Annotated in this window: 18 protein-coding genes; 7 read left to right on the forward strand and 11 right to left on the reverse strand. The window is 71.4% G+C overall.

Annotated features, from left to right (window positions below):
* The first annotated feature begins 3 nt into the window (after positions 1–3).
* A complete protein-coding gene (locus ACGFI9_RS04470) occupies positions 4–2,181 on the forward strand; it encodes an MMPL family transporter (RefSeq protein WP_393174804.1) in 2,178 nt (725 codons plus the stop codon).
* An 85-nt stretch (positions 2,182–2,266) separates the two neighbouring features.
* Here ACGFI9_RS04470 and ACGFI9_RS04475 read toward each other — a convergent pair whose 3' ends face one another.
* The 4 genes from ACGFI9_RS04475 to ACGFI9_RS04490 form a co-directional block, all read right to left on the reverse strand.
* Positions 2,267–2,890 (reverse strand): glyoxalase, encoded by a 624-nt coding sequence (locus ACGFI9_RS04475; RefSeq protein WP_393174806.1) that lies wholly within the window; start codon positions 2,888–2,890, stop codon positions 2,267–2,269.
* A 1-nt stretch (position 2,891) separates the two neighbouring features.
* Complete coding sequence (locus ACGFI9_RS04480; RefSeq protein ID WP_393174808.1) at positions 2,892–3,302, reverse strand: VOC family protein; 411 nt, start codon at positions 3,300–3,302, stop codon at positions 2,892–2,894.
* Positions 3,303–3,460: 158 nt separating this feature from the next.
* Positions 3,461–4,174, reverse strand: a complete 714-nt coding sequence (locus tag ACGFI9_RS04485) for a type 1 glutamine amidotransferase domain-containing protein (protein WP_393174810.1) — start codon at positions 4,172–4,174, stop codon at positions 3,461–3,463.
* 82 nt (positions 4,175–4,256) lie between these two features.
* A complete protein-coding gene (locus ACGFI9_RS04490) occupies positions 4,257–5,468 on the reverse strand; it encodes an MFS transporter (protein ID WP_393174812.1) in 1,212 nt (403 codons plus the stop codon).
* Between the two features lie 206 nt (positions 5,469–5,674).
* Between ACGFI9_RS04490 and ACGFI9_RS04495 the strand changes: the two genes are divergently transcribed.
* Positions 5,675–6,139 (forward strand): MarR family winged helix-turn-helix transcriptional regulator, encoded by a 465-nt coding sequence (locus ACGFI9_RS04495; RefSeq protein ID WP_393174814.1) that lies wholly within the window; start codon positions 5,675–5,677, stop codon positions 6,137–6,139.
* Between the two features lie 39 nt (positions 6,140–6,178).
* A complete protein-coding gene (locus ACGFI9_RS04500; RefSeq protein WP_393174816.1) occupies positions 6,179–6,589 on the forward strand; it encodes a pyridoxamine 5'-phosphate oxidase family protein in 411 nt (136 codons plus the stop codon).
* Positions 6,590–6,655: 66 nt separating this feature from the next.
* Here ACGFI9_RS04500 and helR read toward each other — a convergent pair whose 3' ends face one another.
* The gene (gene helR, locus ACGFI9_RS04505; protein WP_393174818.1) at positions 6,656–8,809 is read right to left on the reverse strand and encodes an RNA polymerase recycling motor ATPase HelR; all 2,154 of its coding nucleotides are present in this window, start codon (positions 8,807–8,809) and stop codon (positions 6,656–6,658) included.
* 502 nt (positions 8,810–9,311) lie between these two features.
* Between helR and ACGFI9_RS04510 the strand changes: the two genes are divergently transcribed.
* Together ACGFI9_RS04510 and ACGFI9_RS04515 are read left to right on the forward strand one after the other, a co-directional pair.
* Positions 9,312–10,718 carry a pyridoxal phosphate-dependent decarboxylase family protein gene (locus ACGFI9_RS04510; RefSeq protein WP_393174820.1) on the forward strand — a complete coding sequence of 469 codons (1,407 nt, stop codon included), beginning with the start codon at positions 9,312–9,314 and terminating at the stop codon, positions 10,716–10,718.
* 85 nt (positions 10,719–10,803) lie between these two features.
* Entirely contained in the window at positions 10,804–13,047 is a 2,244-nt protein-coding gene (locus ACGFI9_RS04515) for a hypothetical protein (protein ID WP_393174822.1), read from the forward strand.
* A gap of 17 nt (positions 13,048–13,064) precedes the next feature.
* On the opposite strand, the gene ACGFI9_RS04520 is transcribed toward ACGFI9_RS04515, so the two are convergent.
* The 3 genes from ACGFI9_RS04520 to ACGFI9_RS04530 all read right to left on the reverse strand — a co-directional run bounded on the left by ACGFI9_RS04520 (position 13,065) and on the right by ACGFI9_RS04530 (position 15,027).
* Complete coding sequence (locus ACGFI9_RS04520) at positions 13,065–13,388, reverse strand: carboxymuconolactone decarboxylase family protein (protein WP_393174824.1); 324 nt, start codon at positions 13,386–13,388, stop codon at positions 13,065–13,067.
* A 70-nt stretch (positions 13,389–13,458) separates the two neighbouring features.
* Complete coding sequence (locus ACGFI9_RS04525) at positions 13,459–13,869, reverse strand: cupin domain-containing protein (protein ID WP_393174826.1); 411 nt, start codon at positions 13,867–13,869, stop codon at positions 13,459–13,461.
* A 135-nt stretch (positions 13,870–14,004) separates the two neighbouring features.
* A complete protein-coding gene (locus ACGFI9_RS04530) occupies positions 14,005–15,027 on the reverse strand; it encodes a zinc-dependent alcohol dehydrogenase family protein (protein ID WP_393174828.1) in 1,023 nt (340 codons plus the stop codon).
* Between the two features lie 203 nt (positions 15,028–15,230).
* On the opposite strand from ACGFI9_RS04530, the gene ACGFI9_RS04535 reads away from it, so the two are divergent.
* On the forward strand, positions 15,231–16,121 hold the full coding sequence (locus ACGFI9_RS04535) for a helix-turn-helix transcriptional regulator (protein ID WP_393174830.1): 891 nt from the start codon (positions 15,231–15,233) through the stop codon (positions 16,119–16,121).
* A 365-nt stretch (positions 16,122–16,486) separates the two neighbouring features.
* Here ACGFI9_RS04535 and ACGFI9_RS04540 read toward each other — a convergent pair whose 3' ends face one another.
* From ACGFI9_RS04540 to ACGFI9_RS04550, 3 genes are all read right to left on the reverse strand, one after another.
* Positions 16,487–18,010, reverse strand: coding sequence for a ricin-type beta-trefoil lectin domain protein (locus ACGFI9_RS04540; RefSeq protein ID WP_393174832.1), 1,524 nt, complete (start codon positions 18,008–18,010; stop codon positions 16,487–16,489).
* A gap of 393 nt (positions 18,011–18,403) precedes the next feature.
* Positions 18,404–18,811: a DUF4345 domain-containing protein gene (locus ACGFI9_RS04545; protein WP_393174834.1), complete on the reverse strand. Its 408-nt coding sequence runs from the start codon at positions 18,809–18,811 to the stop codon at positions 18,404–18,406.
* A gap of 281 nt (positions 18,812–19,092) precedes the next feature.
* Positions 19,093–19,992: an alpha/beta hydrolase gene (locus ACGFI9_RS04550; protein ID WP_393174836.1), complete on the reverse strand. Its 900-nt coding sequence runs from the start codon at positions 19,990–19,992 to the stop codon at positions 19,093–19,095.
* Between the two features lie 84 nt (positions 19,993–20,076).
* Here ACGFI9_RS04550 and ACGFI9_RS04555 point away from each other — a divergent pair, with 84 nt between their 5' ends.
* Positions 20,077–20,832 carry a PIG-L deacetylase family protein gene (locus tag ACGFI9_RS04555; RefSeq protein ID WP_393174839.1) on the forward strand — a complete coding sequence of 252 codons (756 nt, stop codon included), beginning with the start codon at positions 20,077–20,079 and terminating at the stop codon, positions 20,830–20,832.
* Positions 20,833–20,836: the final 4 nt, after the last annotated feature.

Consider the following 20,836-nt stretch of genomic DNA (forward strand, 5'->3'; position numbering starts at 1 on the left):
ATGATGACAAGCGAGGCTCCCCGCACGGACGGAGCGCTGCCGGGCCTGGCCCGGTTCTGTTACCGCCGCCGTCGCCTGGTCCTCTTCACCTGGATCGTCGGCGTGATCGCCCTGGCGTTCATCGGCTTCGGCTACGGCGCCGCCTCCGACAACGACTACTCCGGTGGCGACTCCGATTCGGCCAGGGCGCAGGTGCTGATCGAGAAACACTTCCCCGAGCAGCAAGGGGACACGCTGACTCTCGCGATCAAGGCGGAGAAGGGGATCGACGATCCCGACGCGCGGCGAAAGATCGAAAAGGTCATCGCCGATCTCGATGCCTCACCCGTCACCGGACCGGTGACCTCGCCGTATCAGGACGAGCAGCTGGTGACGAAGGATCGGCGTATCGCCCGTACGATCATCCCGCTGACCGCCAAGGATGTGCAGAAGACCGAGGTCAAGCCACTGGTGGAGACGGTCAAGGCGGCCTCCGGTGGCGGCGTGACCCTGGGGCTCGGCGGGGACAAGGCGGAGAAGGCCGAAACACCGCCGCAGGGCTCGGCCGAGAGCGTGGGCGTCCTGGCGGCAGCGGTCATCCTGTTCATCGCCTTCGGCTCACTGGTGGCGATGGGCCTGCCGATCGTGACCGGTCTGATGGCGGTCCTCGGCGGCATCGCGCTGATGAAGATCGTGGGATACGTGGTCCCCTCGCCGGATTTCACGGTGCTCGTCGCCGCGTTGATCGGGCTCGGTGTCGGCATCGACTACGCGCTGTTCATCCTGACCCGCTACAAGGACAGCCTGCAGGACGGCGACGAGCCCGAGAGCGCCACGGTCAAGGCCATCTCCACAGCGGGCCGGGCCGTGCTGTTCGCCGGCACGACCGTGGTGATCGCGCTGCTGGGCCTGATCGCCATGGGACAGAAGATGATGACCGGCGTGGCCATCGGCGCGTCGGTGACCGTACTGGTGACGATGATCGCCGCGGTGACCCTGGTCCCGGCGTTCCTGGGCTTCACCGGCCACCGGATCAACTCGCTGCGCCTGCCCCGTCGCGCGTCCCGCCGGCAATCGGCGGACGGTGGCCCGTCCCGGGAGCGCCGTACCCCGGCCGAGCGCTGGGCGGGCGTGGTGCAGCGCAGACCGCTGGTCGCCGCGGTCCTGGCCGGTGCCGGCCTGCTGGTGCTGGCCGCACCCGCGCTGTCGATGCGGCTGAGCCTGCCCGACGCCAGCGTCCAGCCCCGCGACCGGAGCAGCTACACCTCCTACGAGATCCTCTCCGAGGGCTTCGGCCCCGGTTACGGGGCACCCCTGATCCTCGCCACCGAGGTCGACTCCACGGACGCCGAGCTGGGTCCCGTCGTCGAAGCGGTCAGGAAGACCGAGGGCATCGCCTACGCCACGCCGCCTCGGATCAGCACGGACGGGCAGGCCGCCACCTTCATGGCCTTTCCCAGGACCGGATACCAGGAGGAGGCGACCGCGGACCTGGTGCACGAACTCCGCGACGACGTGCTGCCCACGGTGCCCGGCGGCGAAGACGTGTACGTCGGCGGCCCGAACGCCGGCGCGATCGACTTCGCCGAGGACACCAGTTCCCGCCTGCCCCTGATGATCGCGGTCGTCATCGCGCTGTCGCTCGTGCTGCTGATCGTGCTGGTCCGGTCGGTCACGATCGCGCTCCAGGCCGCCGTGATGAACCTCCTGTCGATCGGCGCCGCCTACGGTGTGCTGGTCGCGGTGGTGCAATGGGGATGGTTGGGCTCGCTCCTCGGCTTCCCCACCGACATGCCGGTCACGACCTGGGTGCCGATGATGATGTTCCCGCTCCTGTTCGGCCTGTCGATGGACTACGAGGTCTTCCTGATCTCGCGGATCCGGGAGGAGTACGAACGCACCGGTGACACGCGCAGGGCCGTCACCCGCGGGCTGGCGCGGACCGCCAAGGTCATCACGGCCGCCGCCGCCATCATGATCGCCATCTTCACCACCGCCCTGCTCGGCCCCGACGTCTCGGTCAAGCAGATCGGTCTGGGCATGGCCGTCGCCGTGCTCGTCGACGCCACCATCATCCGGATGGTCCTCGTTCCCGCGGTGATGGAACTGTGCGGCAACGCCAACTGGTGGATGCCCGGACGCCGGGCACCGAAGGCGACCCCGGCCGCACCGGCCAGGGTCGGCGAAGGGTCCGGAGTCTGACCCGTCCAGGAGCCGGCGCGCGGGGAACCCTCGGTCGGGCGGGTTCCCCGCACGCGCACGGAGCAGCCCGGCGGCCGAGGGGGCTTCAGCCAGCTCGAACCGGCGCGGCCTCCCAGGCGAACCCGTCCGGATCGGTGAAGGGTCCGGCGTCGCCGGTGACGACGATCCGGTGCGATCCGGTGCCGTCCGGGGAGACGCCGGCGTCCTTGGCGGCGGCACGGCGGCTGTACAGCGCGAGCTTGACGGGCGACCCCGCGGTGTCGAACTCGACGTACTTGCTGCCGAAGCTCTTCGCCACGGCCAGGCCGTGGTCGACGTAGAACTGCTTGCTCGCCTTGACGTCCGCGACGCCGAGCAGCAGCACGACGTCGTCGACCTGCCGGGTGGCCGGACCGGTGTCCTTCTTCGCCGACGTGGCGACCTTCCAGATCGCCCCGTCCGGGGCCTGCACGACGCCGCCGTAGCCCCAGAAACTCTTCTTGACCGGCTTCAGGACGGTGGCGCCGCCGTCGAGGGCGCTGCCGACGAGGCTGTCGACGGTGCTCGGCTGGGACACCACGAGCGACAGCGTGAACCCGCGGAAGCCGCTCGTCGGCTCCTCGGCGGCGCGGACGCCCAGCACGCTGCCCAACCCGAACGCCGCGGCGTAGAAGGCGTCGGCGGTCGCGGGGTCGGGCACTCCCAGGATGACGGAGTCGATGGCGGCCATCTCAGCGCACCTCCTGGATCCGGACCATGTTGCCGGCGGGATCGCGGAAGGCGCAGTCACGGACGCCGTACGGCTGGTCGGTCGGCTCCTGGACGACCTCGACGTCGCCGGCCTGCAGTCGCTCGAAGGTCCCGTCGAGATCCTTGGTGGCCAGGATGATGCTGGCGTAGGTGCCCTTGGCCATCATCTCGGCGATGGTGCGGCGCTCGTCATCGGTGATGCCGGGGGTGGCGGCCGGCGGGTGCAGGACGACGGACGTGCCGGGCCGGCCGGCCGGACCGACCGTGATCCAACGCATCCCGTTGTGTCCGACGTCGTTGCGGACCTCGAAGCCGAGGGTGTCCCGATAGAAGGCCAGGGCGGCGTCCGGGTCGTCCTGCGGCAGGAAGGTCTGGTGAATCGTGATGTCCATGCCGGCCACGCTAGTTGCGGCGCCGTGGCCGGTGCTTCTTGATTCCTGACCGGTCTGGCCGCCTGCTCGCCACGCACGACGGCATCGCCGGGTGCAGCGCCTGGGCCCACCTCGCCGGCAACCGCGGCGTACGGCCGCGGCTGCTGGCGGAGCATGGTTCAGTCGCCGGTGGCGACGCCGAGCTTCTGCAGGACCCGCTGGGCGGTGGCGACACTGGACTGCGGGTTCTGACCGGTGACGAGGTTGCCGTCGACCACGACGGTGTTCGACCACGGCGTACCCGCCTCCACCACCGCACCACGCTCGCGCAGCGTCGTCTCGACCCACCACGGGGTGGCGTCGGCGAGGCCGCCCTGGCGTTCCTCCTCGTCGGTGAAGGCGACCAGGCGGCGGCCGGCGAAGGTGAACGTGCCGTCCGGGCGGCGGGCGGCGAGCAGCGCCGCCGGCCCGTGGCAGAGCGCGGCGACGACCTGGCCACGACCGTCGGCGTCGGTGAGCAGCCGCCCGAGGTCGGCGTCGCTGGCCAGGTCGGCCATCGGGCCGTGCCCGCCCGGGATGTAGATGGCGTCGTACGCGGACCCGTCCACGTCGGCGATGGCGAGGGGCTTGGCCAGGTCGGCGGAGATGCTGGCGAGGTAGTCGCGGAAGGTGGCGGCGTCGGCGTCGCTGACTCCGCCCCGGGAGTCGAGGCTGATCGCGTCGACGGTCGGGGCGACGCCGCCGGGCGTGGCGATGTCGACCTCGACGCCGGCGTCGCGGAAGACCTTGTGCGAGGCGGCGAGTTCCTCGGCCCAGAAGCCGGTCGGGTGGCTGGAGCCATCGGCGAGGGTCAAGCGGTCGGCGCCGGTGACGATCATCAGGATCTTGGTCATGGCAGGTTCCTTGTGCGAGGGGATCGAGGTGTCGTGGATGGGAGGCTCGTGCAGCCGGACGTCGTGGTCCCGAGGCTCGACCTCATGCCCAGGTGCCGGCGGCGTTGACCGCGGCGGGCGTCGGGTCACGGCGTACGGCGTGCCGGGTGGCGATCAGCAGGACCAGGAGGCCGGCGAAGCTGAGCGCGGCGCCGTCCCACAGGGTGGAGGTGTAGCCGAGTCCGGCGGTGATGGTCACGCCGCCGAGCCAGGCGCCGAGGGCGTTGCCGACGTTGAAGGCGGCGATGTTGGCGCCGGAGGCCAGCGTGGGCGCCTGCCCGGCGTACTGCATGATCCGCATCTGCAGGCCGGGCACGGTGGCGAAGCCGAACGCGCCCATGAGCGCCAGCGAGACGACGGTCATGATCTGGCTCGGCGCGGTGACGGCGAAGACGACCAGGACGGCGGTCAGGGCGGCCAGGACCGCGATGAGCGTCGCGGGCACCGACCGGTCGGCGGCCCTGCCGCCGAGGGTGTTGCCGGCGAACAGGCCCAGGCCGAACAGGACCAGCAGCCACGGGACGGTCGCGGTGGCGAAGCCGCTGACCTCGGTCAGGGTGTACGCGATGTAGGTGAACGCGCCGAACATGCCCCCGAAGCCGAGGATCGTGATCAGGAGGGAGAACCACACCTGCGGGTGGGCGAAGGCCTTGAGTTCGTGGCGCAGGCCGCCGGTGGCGGCGGTGGTCGGGTGCGACGGGACCAGGGCGGCCACGCCGGCCAGGGCGACGATGCCGATCGCGGTGATCGTCCAGAAGGTGGATCGCCAGCCCAGTTGCTGGCCGAGGAACGTGCCGAACGGGACGCCGAGCACGTTGGCGGCGGTGAGGCCGGTGAACATCATGGCGATCGCGGCCGCCTGGCGCGACGGTGCGACGAGGCTCGCCGCGACGACCGAGCCGATGCCGAAGAACGCGCCGTGGCTCAGGGCAGCGAGGATGCGGCCGGCCATCATCAGCTCGTACGTCCCGGCCAGCGCCGAGGTCAGGTTTCCGGCGACGAACAGGAGCATCAGGCCCATCAGGACGTGCTTGCGGTTGAACCGGGTGACGGCGGCGGTCAGGCCGATCGCGCCGACGGCGACGGACAGGGCGTAGCCGGAGATCAGCCACCCGGCGGCGGATTCGGTGACGGCGAAGTCGGTGGCGACCTCGGGCAGCAGGCCCATGATCACGAATTCGGTGAGGCCGATACCGAACCCACCGATCGCGAGAGCGACCAGGCCCAGTGGCAGCTTCTTCGGTTGAGCAGACATGAGTTCTCCCGTGGCGGACATGTGCCGCGCCTGCAACTACCGGCGCGCGCAACGCCAATACTTGCGCGCGCCGCCTATCGGCGCAAGCGTGCCACCGGTCACATAGTCGGCGTCTGCAACTATCGGCGTGCGCGGCTAGAATTGCTGCGGATTACCTGGCCGGATCCGGACGGCCGGCAGCAAACGGTGACGGCAAGGAGCGGGACGTGGGCATCGGCGACGACGCGGTCGAGATCCGCGCCCAGGGCTGGCGGACTCTCGCGGCCCTGCACGGCCTCATCGACACCGCGCTGGAGAAGGCCCTGCAGGCCGAGCACCACCTCTCGGTCGTGGAATACACCGTGCTCGACGCCCTGTCCCGGCAGGACGGCTGGCACATGCGCATGCAGCAACTCGCCCGCGCCGCCGCCCTGTCCAGCAGCGCCACCACCCGGCTGGTCAACCGGCTCGAAGACCGTGGCCTGCTCACCCGCGTCCTGTGCCAGGACGACCGTCGCGGCATCTACACCGAGCTCACCGAGCAGGGCTGGGCGCTGCTCAACCAGGCGCGCCCCACGCACAACGAGGTTCTCGCCACCACGTTGGCGCAGGCCGAGGACCTCCCGGAGCTGGCACCGCTGGTCGACGCGCTGCACCGGCTACCGGCACAGGCATCACAAGCCGGCGCCTGACGCCTCCTTGCGTCCGCTCGGATGTGATCCACTTCCCGAGTGACTCAACCTCTGTCGACACCTCCCCCGCCGGACGTCGAGGTCCGACTCGCGCAAGAGCTGAACGTGTGGCTGCGCACCGTGCGCCGCGACGGCTCCCCCCACGTGACGCCGGTCTGGTTCGTCTACGCCGACGGCACCTGGTGGATCGGCTGCGACGGTCGCAGCGTCAAGGCCCGGAACGTCGTGGCCGACGCGCGGGTGTCCCTGGCCTTGGAGGATGGGGCCAACCCCGTCGTGGCAGAGGGCGTCGCCCGCGTGCACCGCGGCGACTTCCCCGCCCCGGTCGTCGAGGCGTTCGCGAGCAAGTACGCAGGATGGGACGTCAGGGAGCGGGCCGTGCCGGAGGGTGACCGGGTGTTGCTGGAGATTCCCGTCCGACGGTGGCTGCTCGCGGGCACGGCCCAGTGATCCACGACGGCCGGTACCCGCGGCGCGACCCCGCCATCGCCCCTTGACCACGGCGCTCGGGCGACGTCAGGAGCTGGTGAGGATGACCAGTTGCTGGGTCGCTCGGGTCATCGCGACATAGCGGTCGACCGCTCCTTCGATGCCTTCGCCGAACGCCTCGGGGTCGACGAGGACGACCAGGTCGAACTCGAGCCCCTTCGACAGTTCCGGGGTCAGTGACCGGACGCGCGACGTCCCCGGGAACGTGGGATCGCCGATGACGCAGGCGATCCCGTCGGCGTGCGCCGCCAGCCACGCGTCGAGGATCGGGCCCAGCTCCGACGCGGAACCGTGGACGACGGGGACGCCGCTGCCGCGGATGGAGGTCGGTACGTTCGCGTCGGGGAGCACGGCCCGGATGACCGGCTCGGCCTCCGCCATGACCTCCTTCGGCGTCCGGTAGTTGATGGTCAGGGAGGCCAGGTTGATCCGGTCGAGCCCGATCCGCTCGAGCCGTTCCTGCCAGGACTCCGTGAAGCCGTGCCGGGCCTGGGCGCGGTCCCCGACGATGGTGAAGCTTCGGGACGGGCAGCGCAGCAGCAACATCTGCCACTCCGCGTCGGTCAGCTCCTGAGCCTCGTCCACGACGATGTGCGCGAACGGGCCGGCGAGCGGGTCCCGATCAGCGCCGGGCAGTCCGGTCTCGTCGACCAGGACGTCCCGCAGGTCCTGTTGATGCAGCATCGTCATCAGACCTTCGCCGTCGTCGTACTCGTTCGACGCGATCAGGTCGTCGACGACCCTGGCCATCTGCTCGCGCTGGCCGGCGACGGCGGCGTCGCGCCGCTGCCGGCGTCGTGACGCCTCCGGGTCGCCGAGCCGCTGCCGTGCGGCGTCCAGCAGCGGCAGGTCGGACACCGTCCACGCCTGGGCGTCGCGGCGCTGGAGCTTCCGGACCGCGTCCGGGCCGAGCCAGGGAGCGCATTTCCGCAGATAGGCGGGGACCGACCAGAGGTCTCCGACGAGGTCGGCCGCGTCGAGCAGCGGCCAGGCGCGGTTGAAGGTCGTGAGCAGCTCCCTGTTCCGCAGCAGCGACCGGCGGACCAGGTCATCCGGCTCATCGCCGTCGTACTTGTCCAACAGGATGGTGAGCAGTTCCTCCCAGATCTCGTCACGCGCCTCGTTGTGCGGGGTTCCGGGCCCCGCCGCCTCGAACGCCTCGGCCCAGTCGTCGGCGCTCAGCCAGATGTCGGAGTCGCCGATCGTGACCGTCATCCCCTTTGCCGGCGGCTCCTCGTAGAACCGGACGGCCGCCTCGATCGCCTTGACGAGGTCCGCGGACGACTTCAGCAGGGCCACGTCCGGGTCGGTCTCGACGGTGGCCGCGGCACCCTCGGGGACGAGGTCCCGCAGGGTGCAGGTCTGCACGTCCTCCTCGCCGAGGCTGGGGAGGACGTCGCCGACGTACGCGAGGTAGGGCTGGTGCGGTCCGATGAACAGCACGCCGCCCCGGCGGTGACCGAGGCGAGGGTCGGCGTAGAGGAGGTAGGCGGTGCGGTGGAGTGCGACGACGGTCTTGCCGGTGCCCGGACCGCCGTCGACGACGAGCGCGCCGCTGGATCCCGCGCGGATGATGGCGTCCTGATCGGCCTGGATGGTGGCGAGCACGTCTCGCATCCGGTTCGACCGGGCGCCGCCGAGGCTGGCGATGAAGGCGGACTGGTCGTCGAGCGCGGCGTGCCCTTCGAGCCCGTCCGGGGTGAACACCTCGTCCCAGTAGTCGCTGATCCGGCCGCGGGTCCAGCGATACCTGCGGCGGCTCACCAGCCCCATCGGGTTGGCGTGGGTCGCTCCGAAGAACGGCTCAGCCGCGGGGGAACGCCAGTCGAGCAACAGCCGACGGCCCGCGCTGTCGGTGAGGCCACGCCGTCCGATGTACACGGGCTCGGGGTTGTCCGCGCTGACCACGTGTCCGAGGCACAGGTCCACACCGAAGCGACGCAGGGTACGCAGGCGGCCGCTCAGCCGGTGGACCTCCTGGTCCCGGTCCACCGCCTGGCGGCCTTTGCCGCCGGGTGCCCTACGCGCGGCGTCGAGGCGGTCGGACAGGTCGGCGATCACCTGCTCGAGGCTCTCGGCGATGGCCGCGAAGTGCTGCTCGTCGCCGGCGATCAGTGCCGGATCGGCCTTGGGAGCGAGGTGGGCGGGAAGGTCGAAGAAGCTGCCGGTCTGGAGAGTCATCTCATCGGTTCCGATCTGAGGTCGGTTGCAACCAGTGCGCGCAGCAAGGCGTCCGTGCGCGGGGGTGACGAACGTGGTGGGCAGGACGAGCAGCGGGCCGCCGGACGTGGAGCCGGTGACCGCTGTCGGTTCAGGTCACCAGGGCGTGCCGGGTCTCGCGTTCCGGTCCTGCCTGGCCGTTCCGGCATGGTTCAGCTGCGTACCGCGAGTGCCACCAGCGGCTCCGACGTCCCCGCGTGACCCGTACGTCGACAACACCACACGCACTTCGCAAGTCCCCCATTTCCCCAGCTTTCTGGGCCAGGCCAGCGATTCTGCGGCACGACCCGGGTCTTGCCGCAAGCCCCCCGGTGCGCTATACCTTGAAAATGGAGGGGATTTCTGCCCTTCCCTTGATCGTCCAGTGGATGGGCAACCTCCCTGCGAAGCGGCGGCGCGCCGAGTGCGACCGTGGCCGTCGGCGCCGTCATGGCCGGCGGGCCCCTCGGGTTAGGGTGCGTCGGTGGAGGAACTGAGTCGCCTGTTCCGCTTGGCCGCCGACCACGCCGCCGACTACCGGCGGTCGTTGCCGGACCGGCCGGTCGGAGTGCCACTCGACCAGGCCGCGCTGGCCAAGACGTTCTCCGGGCCGTTGCCCTCCGCCCCGTCCCCACCGGAGCAGGTGCTGGCGGAGCTACTGGCCGCGGCCGAGCCCGGTCTGGTCGCGAGCGCCGGCCCACGGTACTTCGGGTTCGTGGTGGGCGGCGCCCTGCCGGCCGCGACCGCGGCGGACATCCTCGCCGCCGGTTGGGACCAACTCGCGTTCAACGCCGTCACGTCACCGGCGGCGGTCGCCGCCGAGGCTGCCGCCGGCACCTGGCTCAAGGAACTGCTGGGAATCCCGGCGTCGGCATCGGTCGGATTCGTCACCGGTTGCCAGGCGGCCAACACCGTCGGGCTCGCCGCCGCCCGGCACCAGGTGCTCGCCGACGTGGGTTGGGACGTGGAGCAACGCGGGCTGCTCGGGGCGCCGCCGATCCGGGTGATCGCCGGGGCCGAGCGGCACGGGACCATCGACCGGTCACTGCGTCTGCTCGGCCTCGGCGTGGACGTGGTGGAGCCCGTGCCCGCCGGGCCGAACGGCGCCATCGGCCCCGCAGCGCTACGGGACGTGCTGCGAGCCGCTTCCCCTGGCCCCACCATCGTGTGTCTCCAGGCCGGCAACGTGAACACCGGCGCCTGCGACGAGCTTCGGGAAGCGTGCGACCTGGTCCACCGGCACGGCGGGTGGGTGCATGTGGACGGGGCGTTCGGTCTGTGGGCCGGGGCGAGCCCCGCGACCCGGTATCTGGTGGACGGGCTGGAATCGGCGGACTCGTGGGCCTGTGACGGCCACAAGTGGCTGAACCTGCCGTACGACTCGGCCTTCGCGTTCTGCGCGCGGCCCGAGGTGCATGCGGCGGCGATGTCCTACGCCGCCGCGTACCTGGTCGGTTCCGGTGGTGTGCCGGCGGGCGCGGACCTCACCGCCGAGTCCTCGCGCCGGGCCCGCGGCTTCGCCGTGTGGGCCGGTCTACGGGAACTCGGCCGCGACGGGATCGCGGCACTGGTCGACCGCTGCTGCGCGCTGGCCCGCCGGTTCGCCGAGGGCCTGACCGCGGCCGGGTTCGAGGTGGTGAACGAGGTGGTCCTCAACCAGGTGCTGGTCGGCTTCGGCGACGACACGCGCACCGACCAGGTGGTGGCGGCCGTGCAGGCCGACGGCACCTGCTGGGCGGGCGCGACGACCTGGCGAGGACGGCGACTGATGCGGATCTCGGTGTCGAACGCCACCACGAGCGAGGCGGACGTGGACCGGTCGATCGCCGTGATCACCCGCCTCGCCACCCGACCCCACTCGTCGTCATCGGCACACATGATCGGCGGCTGAACGGGTAGATGCGGGTCGCCGTGTGGGGGCCGTAGCGGCGGCGAGCCGGCGAGCCACCGGCCGCCAGAGACGCCTCGGGGGGTCAATGTCGGACGTGCCAGCGCCGTCGGAGCGACCCGCCGCCTCCCGCGAGGTCGTCGAACTGCGGGTACACGGGGTTTCCGGCGCCAACGCCGCGCTGGTTCTGGACCGGCCCCACACCCGGCAGGTCGCGGGTGACCGCAGCGGCGGCTTCTACCGCCCCCGGCCGGGCTACCCGGACAGCCGCGGGGCGGGCGGGGTGGTCCTGGAGGCGTACCGCTGGAGTGATCTGCCCTCCGGGACCGCGGTACGCACGCTGTCGCTGTTGTTCCTGCTGCCGTTCATGCTCTGCAACGTGGCGATCTGGATGCGCCCGGCCAGTCAGGGCAGGACTGTACTGGTGGTGAAGGGGCTGTGCCGGACACTGGCGCTGGCGCTGACCGCGCTGTACGTGCTCTCCATCGCCGGCGTGGCGCTGGACATCGTCGCCTGGAAGTGCATGGCGCTGCCGAGCTGCCTTGCCGGGCGGACCTGGATGTCCTGGCTCGGTGGACGCCCGACGGGTCTGCGGCTGGCGGTGCTCGCGCTCGTTCCGGCCGGTGCCGTCGGCCTGGTCTGGTGGCTCGGTGCCCGCAGAAGACGGGCCTTCGAGGCGTTTCCGGGAACCGCCATCGCCGATGCGCCCCAGCTCAGCGCGTTGGCGCAGTGGGACAGCGCGCCACCGGTGGGGCGGCTTCGCGCGATCCACGTTGCCGCCGCGTTCGCCACCCTGGACCTCAGCCTGCTCGCCGCCCGCGCCGGCGGAGGCGCCTCTGCCGGCACGGTCGCGCTGGCGGTGGCCGCCGGCGCGGTACTGGTCGTCTGCGTCGCGCTGGTGTGCGCCCATCCGCTGGTCGACCGTCGGGAGCGGGGCGGTGGTGTCGACCGGGCGATCCGCGCGCTGCGGGCGGTGGCATGCGGGCTCACCGGACTGGTGGTCGTCGTGGTGGCGGCGGATCCGGCACCGTGGCCATCGGGGGACGGCCTGCCGGGGTACGCCGTGATGGTCGCCGCACTGTTCGCCGCGCAGACGGTCCTGCTGGTCGCGCTCTGGGCGGTGGTACTACGCCAGCGGCATGGCATGCACGACGACGCCCCGCTGCGTGGCCTCGGCGCGCCGGTCCTCGCCGCCGTCGCCGCCGGCGTGGCCGTGGCGTTCTCGGCGGAGCTGGTCTATCGGGTGGCGGACTTCCTCGACCGCGACGCGCCGACCGTGCACCGCGCGCCCACCAGCCCACCGCTCGCCTACAAGTGGGCGATCTTCGGCTTCTTCCTCGCGGTGCTCGCGGCGCTGCTCGTAGCCGCCGTGGTGACCGTGGTGTCCAGGCCCGGCCGGCGGCGCGCCGCCGCCGCAACCGTTGCCCGCGACTTCCCGAACGCCCCACCCGAGGCCGCGCCGCGGCTCCGGCAGGTCGAGAAGGCGATCGCTCGGGCGCGCTTCACCGAGCGGCTGGAGCCGCTCGCCCTGGTGTACGCCTGGCTCGCCGGGCTCGGCCTGGCCACCAGCACCCTCGGGCTGCTGGAGTGGTATCCGGGGTACGTGATCGAGCGGTGGACCGGGATACCCGAAGCAATGGTCAACTTCGGCATCGCGCTGGGCAGCTACGTGATCGCGGCGATCTTCCTCGGACTCCTGGTCGGTGGCCTCTTCGCCTACCGGACGGCCGAGTTTCGCCGCTACGTCGGCGTGCTGTGGGACCTGGGCACCTTCTGGCCCCGGGTGGCACATCCCTTCGCGCCCCCGTGCTACGCCGAACGCGCCGTGCCGGAGCTGACCCGGCGCATCACATACCTGACCTCCTGCGGCGACACGGTGCTGCTCACCGGACACAGCCACGGCTCGGTGCTGCTCGCCGCGACCGTGCTCCAACTGCCACCGGACGTCGCCGACCGGGTGGCGCTGCTGACGTACGGCTCGCCGCTGCGCCGCCTCTACGCGCGGCTCTTCCCGGCCTACGTCGACGACAGGGTGCTGCACGAGGTGGGCGAGCGGGTCGGCTGGCGGTGGCTGAACCTGTGGCGGGACACGGACCCGATCGGCAGCTGGGTTTTCTCCCCGCACCGGCCCGGCGAGCCGCCCACCGTCGCCGGGCCGGCCGGTTCGGTCGACCGGCGGATGCGCGATCCCTGGGACGTCGTGGTGCCGCCGAGCGACACCGTCCCACCCCCCATCGTCGGGCACTGGCCGGGTGAGTCCGATCCACGCTTCAGCGAGGCCGTCCGAGAGCTCGCCGAGCGGCTGCGCCGTACGGTGCCCGGGGACCGTTGACCCGGCTGGCCCGATGGTCAGCCCTCGAAGGTCTGCTTGGCCGCCGCGATGGCGGACATGGCCCGGGGCCATCCGGTGTAGAACGCCAGATGGGTGATGGCCTCGACGATCTCGGCCTGCGTGAGCCCGTTCTGCTTGCCGAGGTTGAGGTGGAACGGCAACTGTTCGCTGTTGCCGCCGGCGACCAGGGCCGCGATGGTGATCAGGCTGCGGTCGCGGGGCGCGAGGTCGGCGCGTTCCCAGACGTCGGCGAAGAGCACGTCGTCCGTGAGGGAGACGAGCTTGGGCGCGAAGTCGCCGAGCATCTTCTGGGCGGCGCTCTGCCGAGCGGGTTCGGACATGTCCGTGCTCCTCATGGTGGTCCGGTGGTGGGCCGCCGGCCCGCGGGACGACGCGGCCGACGGCAGGTCGTCATGCCGGCTGCCGGCCGTACTCGTCGTCGGTCACGTGTTCGCCCCACTGCGTTTCCGGCCCGTCCTGCCCGGACATGAGGCCGTCCCAGATGGCCAGGTGCGTCATGAAGTGGTCAGGGGCGGCACCGTGCCAGTGCCATTCCCCCGGCGGGCACCAGACCGTGTCGCCCGGACGAATGACGACGACCTCACCGCCGCGCGACTGGGTCAGCCCGACGCCCTCGGTGACGTGCAGCAGCTGCCCGTTGGCGTGCCGGTGCCAGGCGGTGCGGGCACCGGGGGCGAAATGCACGGCGTTGCACCGGCCGATGGTGGGGCCGGTCATGGGTACGATCTGGTCGAACCAGACCTCGCCGGTGAACCAGTCGGCCGGTCCCTGCACCGACGGGTGCGTGGTCAGAAGCTCCACGGTGTCCTCCTGTCTACGCCCTGCCCTGTGTGCGGCGGCGGATGGTCGGATTCGGTCAGATGGTCTGGTTCCCGCTGCAGCTCATTGAGCCGTCCCCGCGCTGCAAGGGCGGCCATCTCCTCCGGGGCACAGATGTCAGGGATTGAGAAGGACCTTGATGGCGCGACGCTCGTCCATGGCCCGGTATCCCTCGGCGGCCTCCTCGAGCGGGAGGGTGAGATCGAAGACCTTGCCAGGGTCGATCTGCCGGTTCCAGATCAGGTCGATCAGCTCGGGCAGGAAGCGACGCACCGGCGCCGGACCGCCGTGCAGGTGGACGTGGGAGAAGAACAGCTCCTCGCCGGGGAGCTGTACGCCGTGGGCGACACCGACGTAGCCGACGTGGCCGCCCGGACGGGTGGAGCGGATGGCCTGCATCATCGACTCCTGGGTGCCGACCGCCTCGATGACCGAGTGCGCCCCGAGACCGTCCGTGAGCTCCTTGATGCGCGCGACGCCCTCATCGCCCCGCTCGGTGACGATGTGGGTCGCACCGTACTGGGCGGCCAGTTTCTGGCGCGGCTCGTGCCGGCTCATCGCGATGATCCGTTCCGCGCCGAGCTGCTTGGCGGCCAGCACGGCGAGCAGCCCGACCGCACCGTCACCGACGACCGCGACGGTCTTGCCCGGGCCGACCTCGGCGGCGACGGCGCCGAACCAGCCGGTGCCCAGCACGTCGGAGGCGGCGAGGAAGCTCGGGATCAGGTCGTCCGAGGGAGTGTCGGGCGTGGCGACCAGGGTGCCGTCGGCCAGCGGGACGCGCAGGTACTCGGCCTGGGCGCCGAGCCCGCCGACGAGTTCCCGGTGGATGCACGAGGACTGGTAGCCAGCCTGGCAGATGACGCACGTGTTGTCCGAGGCGAAGAACGAGCCGATCACGAACTGGCCCGGCTTGACGTTCTTGACCTCGCTGCCGACCTCCTGGACGACGCCGACATACTCGTGGCCCATCGGGGCCGGCCCCTTGACCGCCTCGACGCCACGGTACGGCCACAGGTCCGATCCGCAGACGCAGGTCGCGGACAAGCGAATGATCGCGTCGGTCGGGAGCAGGTTCCGGGGATCCTCCCGCTCTTCCACCCGGACGTCGCCGGGGGCGTGCATCACAACACCGCGCATGGTTCTTCCTTTCCCAGGGACCGGCCGCGATCCGGCCTGTTATCCGCGCCGGCCTACCCGAGCAAGCCGCGATGATGCCGCCATCGGGCTGGGTCCGTCGCCGTCCACCAGCAAACCCCCGCACCGCCCCGTCAGGGAGTTTCTCCTGGAAGGTGTACTGACAGGGCACCCCACCGGCCGGCGGTGACACGTACGGTCGAGGCGTGGACAACCGCACCGAGGTCCGCGAGTTCCTCGTCTCGCGACGTGCCAAGATCAGCCCGGAGCAGGCCGGTCTGCCCGCCGGCACCAACCGGCGGGTCCCGGGCCTGCGCCGCAGCGAGGTCGCGGCGCTGGCCGGCATGAGCATCGAGTACTACTCGAAACTCGAACGGGGCGCCCTCGCCGGGGCGTCACCCGCCGTGCTCAACGCCATCGCCCGGGCGCTCCAGCTCGACGACGCAGAACGGGCGCACCTGTTCGACCTGGCCCGCGCCGCGGACGGCAGCACGGCCCTCATGCGGCCCCGCCGCCGCGCCGCCAGGCAGTGGTCGGTGCGCCCCAGCCTGCAATGGGCCCTCGACGCCGTCACCCAGGGCCCCGCCTTCGTGCGCAACGGCCGCATGGACCTGCTCGCCGCGAACCAGCTCGGCCGCGCGTTCTACGCCGAGGTGTACGCCCAGCCGCAACGCCCCGCCAACCTCGCCCGGCACACGTTCCTCGACGAGAGGGCGCACCGCTTCTACCCCGAATGGGACGTCGCCGCCGACGTCTGTGTCGCGATCCTGCGTACCGAAGCCGGCCGTGATCCGCACGACAAGGATCTCCACGACCTCGTGGGTGAGCTCTCCACCCGCAGCGACGAGTTCCGGAAACGCTGGGGAGCGCACAACGTCCGGCACCACGGCACGGGCGCCAAGAACTTCCGCCATCACATCGTCGGCGACCTGACCCTCGCCTACGAAGGGCTGGAAATGGTCGCAGAGCCGGGCCTCACCTTCACGATCTACACCGCCGAGCCCGCCTCCCCGTCGGAGGACGCGCTACGCCTGCTCGCCTCCTGGGCCGCGTCACAGGAAACCAACACCGAAGCACAGAACGCTTTCACGGAGTGAGGCGGCTCCGCGGGTGATGCAGGTCCACGCCAGGGGTGCCCTGCCAGTACACCTCTCATCAGAGACTCCCCCGCAGTTCAGCGACCAGGTTTCCTGGATGGCGATGACGGCTGGCCGTTCCTCGCCCGCCTCGCTGGCGTCGGCGACCAGTCCGAGCAGCCAGCCGCTCGCCTGACCCCCACGTCATCAAGCGGCGACGGCGCCCTCCGCAACGCAACTCGACGCGCTGCTGGAGGCATGCGCCCGTCAGCCCAACCGGCCGCGTCGCGGCCCAACCCGCCGACCGGCTCCGCTCGGCCGACCCCGCGGCCGGGCGGAGCCTCCGGCACCCGGTCCCCGGTCGATTGTCCGTGCCTGTGCGGTGGTCAGCTCGGGTTGTCGCCGTGGGTCAGGGTCTCCCAGGCGACGAAGAGGTTGTTGCTGCCGGCGGGGCGTTGCTGCAGGGTCAGGGTCTGGGTGTTGGTCATCGCGTAACCGAGGCGGTTGGCCATCGCGTTGTAGCCGACCTCGGTGATCGGCCCGAGACCGCGGTTGAGGCTGCCGCCGCAGAGCCAGGACGGCACCGGCTCGCCGAGCTGGTACTTCGAGTGGAAGCCGAGGGCGTGCCGCAACCGCTCGCCGACCTGCGGGTACAGGTCCCGTCCCTGAATACGGGAGGTCTCCGCGATGTGCGATATGGCGGAGATGCCGTATCCGGTGTGGGTGAAGTCGCGGCAGGTCTCCTGGGCGAGGCCGGCGACGAAGGTCGACTGGCCGTGCCAGTAGTTGATGATTTCGCTGCTGGTGTCAAGTCCGCTGCCCGGCACCGTGTACGGCAGGGCGCCGTCGCTGGGCAGGTAGATGAAGGCCCGGGTGCGGTTGAGGTAGCGGGTGACCGCCGCGTCGTAGCTCGCCTGGTCGTCCAGGAAGACGGAGATGCCGACCGCCGCCTCCATCATGGTCAGTTCCCAGTTGCCGTTGCTGTTGGAGCCGCTGCGGACCACCGGCAGGTAGACGTTGCGCAGCATGGTGGCGAACCGGGCGGCGTTGGGCCAGCTGCCGTAGGTGTACCGGATGAGCTCCGCGGCCCGGGGCCAGACCGAACCGGCCCAGCCGGTCTGCAACGGGGCGTTGCTGCCGGTGTGTGACGTGATCGTCGCCGACCAGGAGTCCATGATCTGGATCGACTTCTGGGCGTACCGGCCGTCCCCGGTGAGGTACCAGGCGAGCGCGGTGGTGTACGCGGCGATGGCGTCCTCGCGCTCATCGGTGCAGCCGTAGTTGGGGTTGGAGTAGGAACCACACTCGACGACCGAGCGGGGCGCCGGGTTCCGCGACAGATTGGCGTACCAGCTGCTCATCATCTGGTTGTAGGCCGAGGCCCAGGGCTGCGCGCCGGCCTGCACCCGGGACCGGACGAAGTCGAGCTGGCCACGGTTGACCAGTACGCCGGGATGCGTGAACCCGCCCGAGGGGGGTGGGGTGCCGCCACCGGTGGGCAGCGTCCAGCTCTGGTTGGCGGCGCCGGTGCAGGTCCAGATCTGCAGCTGGGTGCCGTCGGCCGAGCTCGGGCCGGTCGCATCGAGGCACTTTCCGGAGGCCGGGTTGACCAGCTGTCCGCTCGCGTGCGACCACTGCTGGGCACCGGTGCCGTTGCAGTCGTAGATCTGCACCTTGGTGCCGTCGGCGGTGCCGGCCGCGGCGACGTCGAGGCACTTGCCCAGCGCCCGGATCGTGCCGTCGTCGGCGACCGTCCACTGCTGCGCCGCAGTGCCGTTGCAGGTGTAGAGCTGTACCGCGGTGCCGTTGGCCGGATTCGCCCCGGCCACGTCGACACACTTGCCGCCGTACCCGATGATCGCTCCCACGACGGCCGCGGATGCCGCGGGCATGCCGACGGTCAGGCTCACGGGTACGACAAGCGTGACCGCGGCGACCGCGGCGGCCAATCTGACACGGGGCCGGGAGGCGGCCGATCGTCGCGACATGTCCTGGTCCTTTCCGCACCGTCATCGATGCGGGACGATCCGCCGGATCGGCAGGCCGGTCACCGGGGGCCGTCCGGGCTGGCCGGTCGGGTCGGTGTCGGGAAGCTCGGCCGGGGACGGCGGGGTTAACAGTTAAGGAAGTTAATCATTGCAACAGAGTTGACCGATATCAATACGAAAGCAGCCCGCCGGGTGCCGTGGATCGCATCCTGCCGGCCTCCTCCCGCCCGGCGAGAGGCCCGGCGGGGTCGTTCCGTCAGGTGAGGGCCGGCGGCAACGAGCACATCCGCACCCCGCCCGCCACCGACGGTGCGGTCACTTCACCGGCTGTGCTTCCGTAGCCGGCTCGCGGTGCCTCCCGGCCGCGCGGACGACCCGGGCGTGCCACCAGACGACGAGCGGCAGCGCGACGAGTTCCAACACCAACGCCGTCCCGAACACCGGAGTCGGCCAGCCCACGGCCAGGACCGACATCAACCGGCCGAACCCGCCGACCACCGCGATCACGAGGATCGCCCGGGTGACGATCGCCCGCTCCTCGAGCCGGAACAGTGACCACCAGATCGCGACGCCGGCCGCCAGCCAGTAGGCGTCGATGAAGCGGTAGTTGTTGTCGACGCTGACCGGGGTCGACGTGCCGCCGGGTATGAAGGCCGGCCCGATGAGGAGCCCGGCCAGCCCTGACACGACGGGCACCGTGCCGAGTGCCGCCAGCACGACCATGAGTGCTCTCCGCCCCGCCATCGCCCCCGCCGTCGTGTCGCTGGCCACGCACAGACCGATCGCCGTCACTCTATGGCGGGGCGTCGGGTGGCGCCAGGCCCCTAGTGACCGGTAATCCGACCCCGGTCGAGGGCCTGAACATGCTGTGGCCGCCCATGATCCTATTGACGCCCTTCGCCGCCAGGGTCATCTCGACGGAGCACGCTGCCGCCGTTCTCGGCGCCCGGATCGCGGCGCGTCCCGGCCGGCACGGCCCGCAGCGTCGATCACCGCGGCCCTGCTCACCAGCTCTGCAACGCGGCGGCCAACTGGGCGAGGACGACATGGGCGGCGTCGAACAGGGCCAGTTTCCGCGGGAAGTTGTGGATCATCCCCTGGTAGCGGGCCGCCGTGACGGAAACGCCAGCCGCCAGCAGCCCGGCCGCGTACCGCTCCCCCTCGGCCGACAACAGGTCGAGCTCGGCGGTGATGACCACCGCGGGAGGCAGGCCGGCGAAGTCGGCCCGCAGCGGGTCCAGATCCGGCTGCGTACGGTCCACGTCGGGCGGGGCGAACGCGTCCCAGAAGAACCGCATCTCCTCCCGGTCCAGGCCGTACTCGTCGAGGGCCGGATAGTCGGCCGCAGGGTCGATGACCGGGCAGATGAGGATCTGTCCCGCGAGAGGGATCCCCGAATCCCGGGCGCGCCGGGCGGTCACCGCCGCGAGGTGGCCCCCCACGGAGTCACCGGCCACCGCTATCCGGCCCGGGTCGAGGCCGTGCCGAGCCGCCCCAGGCCCGCGCAGCCAGGCGAGCGCGCACGCCATGTCGTCCACCGCGGCCGGGTACGGGTGCTCGGGGGCGAGCCGGTAGTCCACGGAGAGCACGGCCCAGCCGGATGCGGCCGCCAGGTGCCGGCACAGCCCGTCGTGGGTCTCCACGCTGCCCATCACCCAGCCCCCGCCGTGCGCGTAGAGGACCACCGGCGCCGGGTCGTGAGCGCCGTCGCGGTAGAGGCGGGCGGGCACGCCGCCGGCATCGACGGTCGCCACGGACCTTACCGCCGGTCCGCTGCCCACCTCGGCCGGAGTCGCCTGGACCATGCTGAGCCGGGCCGCCGGCAGGGTCGCCCGGGTGAGCGGAACACGCTGCTGGACTTGCATCGCCGCCCGCGCCTGCGGGTGGAGCCGGCTGGGGTCCACCCGGTCATTATCGCTGCTCGGCGGAGGGCCGTGTTGCCGACACGGCGGTGCCGGATCGGCGGAGAGGCGACTACGGTGTGGACCGTGGATGAGCTTCTACCGGCACTGCCGGAGGACTGGGAGCGCTGCCTCGCGGTGGCCGCACACCCCGACGACATCGAGTACGGCGCGGCCTCGGCGATCGCCCGCTGGACCGCGCAGGGCAAGCACGTCACCTACCTGCTGGCCACCCGGGGCGAGGCAGGAATCGACGCCATGCACCCCGACCAGGTCGCGCCGTTGCGCGAGGAGGAGCAGCGCGCCGCGGCCCGGGCGGTCGGCGTGGACGTGGTGGAGTTTCTCGACCACCGCGACGGCGTCGTCGAGTACAGTCCGGACCTGCGCCGCGACATCGTACGGGCGATCCGCCGGCACCGGCCCGAGGTCATCGTCTCGGGTGACTTCGGTGTCCGCATGGTGGGCGGGATGGCCAATCAAGCCGACCACCGGGTGGTGGGGCTGGCCACGCTGGACGCCGCCCGCGACGCGGGCAACCGGTGGATCTTCCCCGAGCTGGTTGACGAGGGGCTGTCACCCTGGGGCGGGGTGCGCTACGTCTGCTTCGCCGGCGCCGAGCGTCCCACGCACGGCGTGGACGTCACCGGTGAGCCGCTGCAGCGCGGCATCGCCTCGCTGGCCGCGCACGCCGAGTACACCAAGGGCCTGGGCGTGGCCGGTCCGGAACCGGGGCCCTTCCTCACCTGGGCGGCGCGCCGGGGTGGGCCGGCGCTGGGCGTGGAGGCGGCCGTCCTGTTCGACGTGTACTCCCTCGGCTTCGAGGGCCCACCACCCTGGCTCTGAGACC

Origin of the sequence: Micromonospora sp. NPDC048930, from assembly GCF_043197935.1 — a bacterium.
GTDB lineage: Bacteria > Actinomycetota > Actinomycetes > Mycobacteriales > Micromonosporaceae > Micromonospora.

What these genes read in the sequence shown, in the direction of transcription:
- ACGFI9_RS04470 (WP_393174804.1), top strand. Translation starts at nt 4, where the DNA reads ATGACAAGCGAGGCTCCCCGCACGGACGGAGCGCTGCCGGGCCTGGCC.
- ACGFI9_RS04475 (WP_393174806.1), bottom strand. Translation starts at nt 2,890, where the DNA reads ATGGCCGCCATCGACTCCGTCATCCTGGGAGTGCCCGACCCCGCGACC.
- ACGFI9_RS04480 (WP_393174808.1), bottom strand. Translation starts at nt 3,302, where the DNA reads ATGGACATCACGATTCACCAGACCTTCCTGCCGCAGGACGACCCGGAC.
- ACGFI9_RS04485 (WP_393174810.1), bottom strand. Translation starts at nt 4,174, where the DNA reads ATGACCAAGATCCTGATGATCGTCACCGGCGCCGACCGCTTGACCCTC.
- ACGFI9_RS04490 (WP_393174812.1), bottom strand. Translation starts at nt 5,468, where the DNA reads ATGTCTGCTCAACCGAAGAAGCTGCCACTGGGCCTGGTCGCTCTCGCG.
- helR (WP_393174818.1), bottom strand. Translation starts at nt 8,809, where the DNA reads ATGACTCTCCAGACCGGCAGCTTCTTCGACCTTCCCGCCCACCTCGCT.
- ACGFI9_RS04515 (WP_393174822.1), top strand. Translation starts at nt 10,804, where the DNA reads ATGTCGGACGTGCCAGCGCCGTCGGAGCGACCCGCCGCCTCCCGCGAG.
- ACGFI9_RS04520 (WP_393174824.1), bottom strand. Translation starts at nt 13,388, where the DNA reads ATGTCCGAACCCGCTCGGCAGAGCGCCGCCCAGAAGATGCTCGGCGAC.
- ACGFI9_RS04530 (WP_393174828.1), bottom strand. Translation starts at nt 15,027, where the DNA reads ATGCGCGGTGTTGTGATGCACGCCCCCGGCGACGTCCGGGTGGAAGAG.
- ACGFI9_RS04545 (WP_393174834.1), bottom strand. Translation starts at nt 18,811, where the DNA reads ATGGTCGTGCTGGCGGCACTCGGCACGGTGCCCGTCGTGTCAGGGCTG.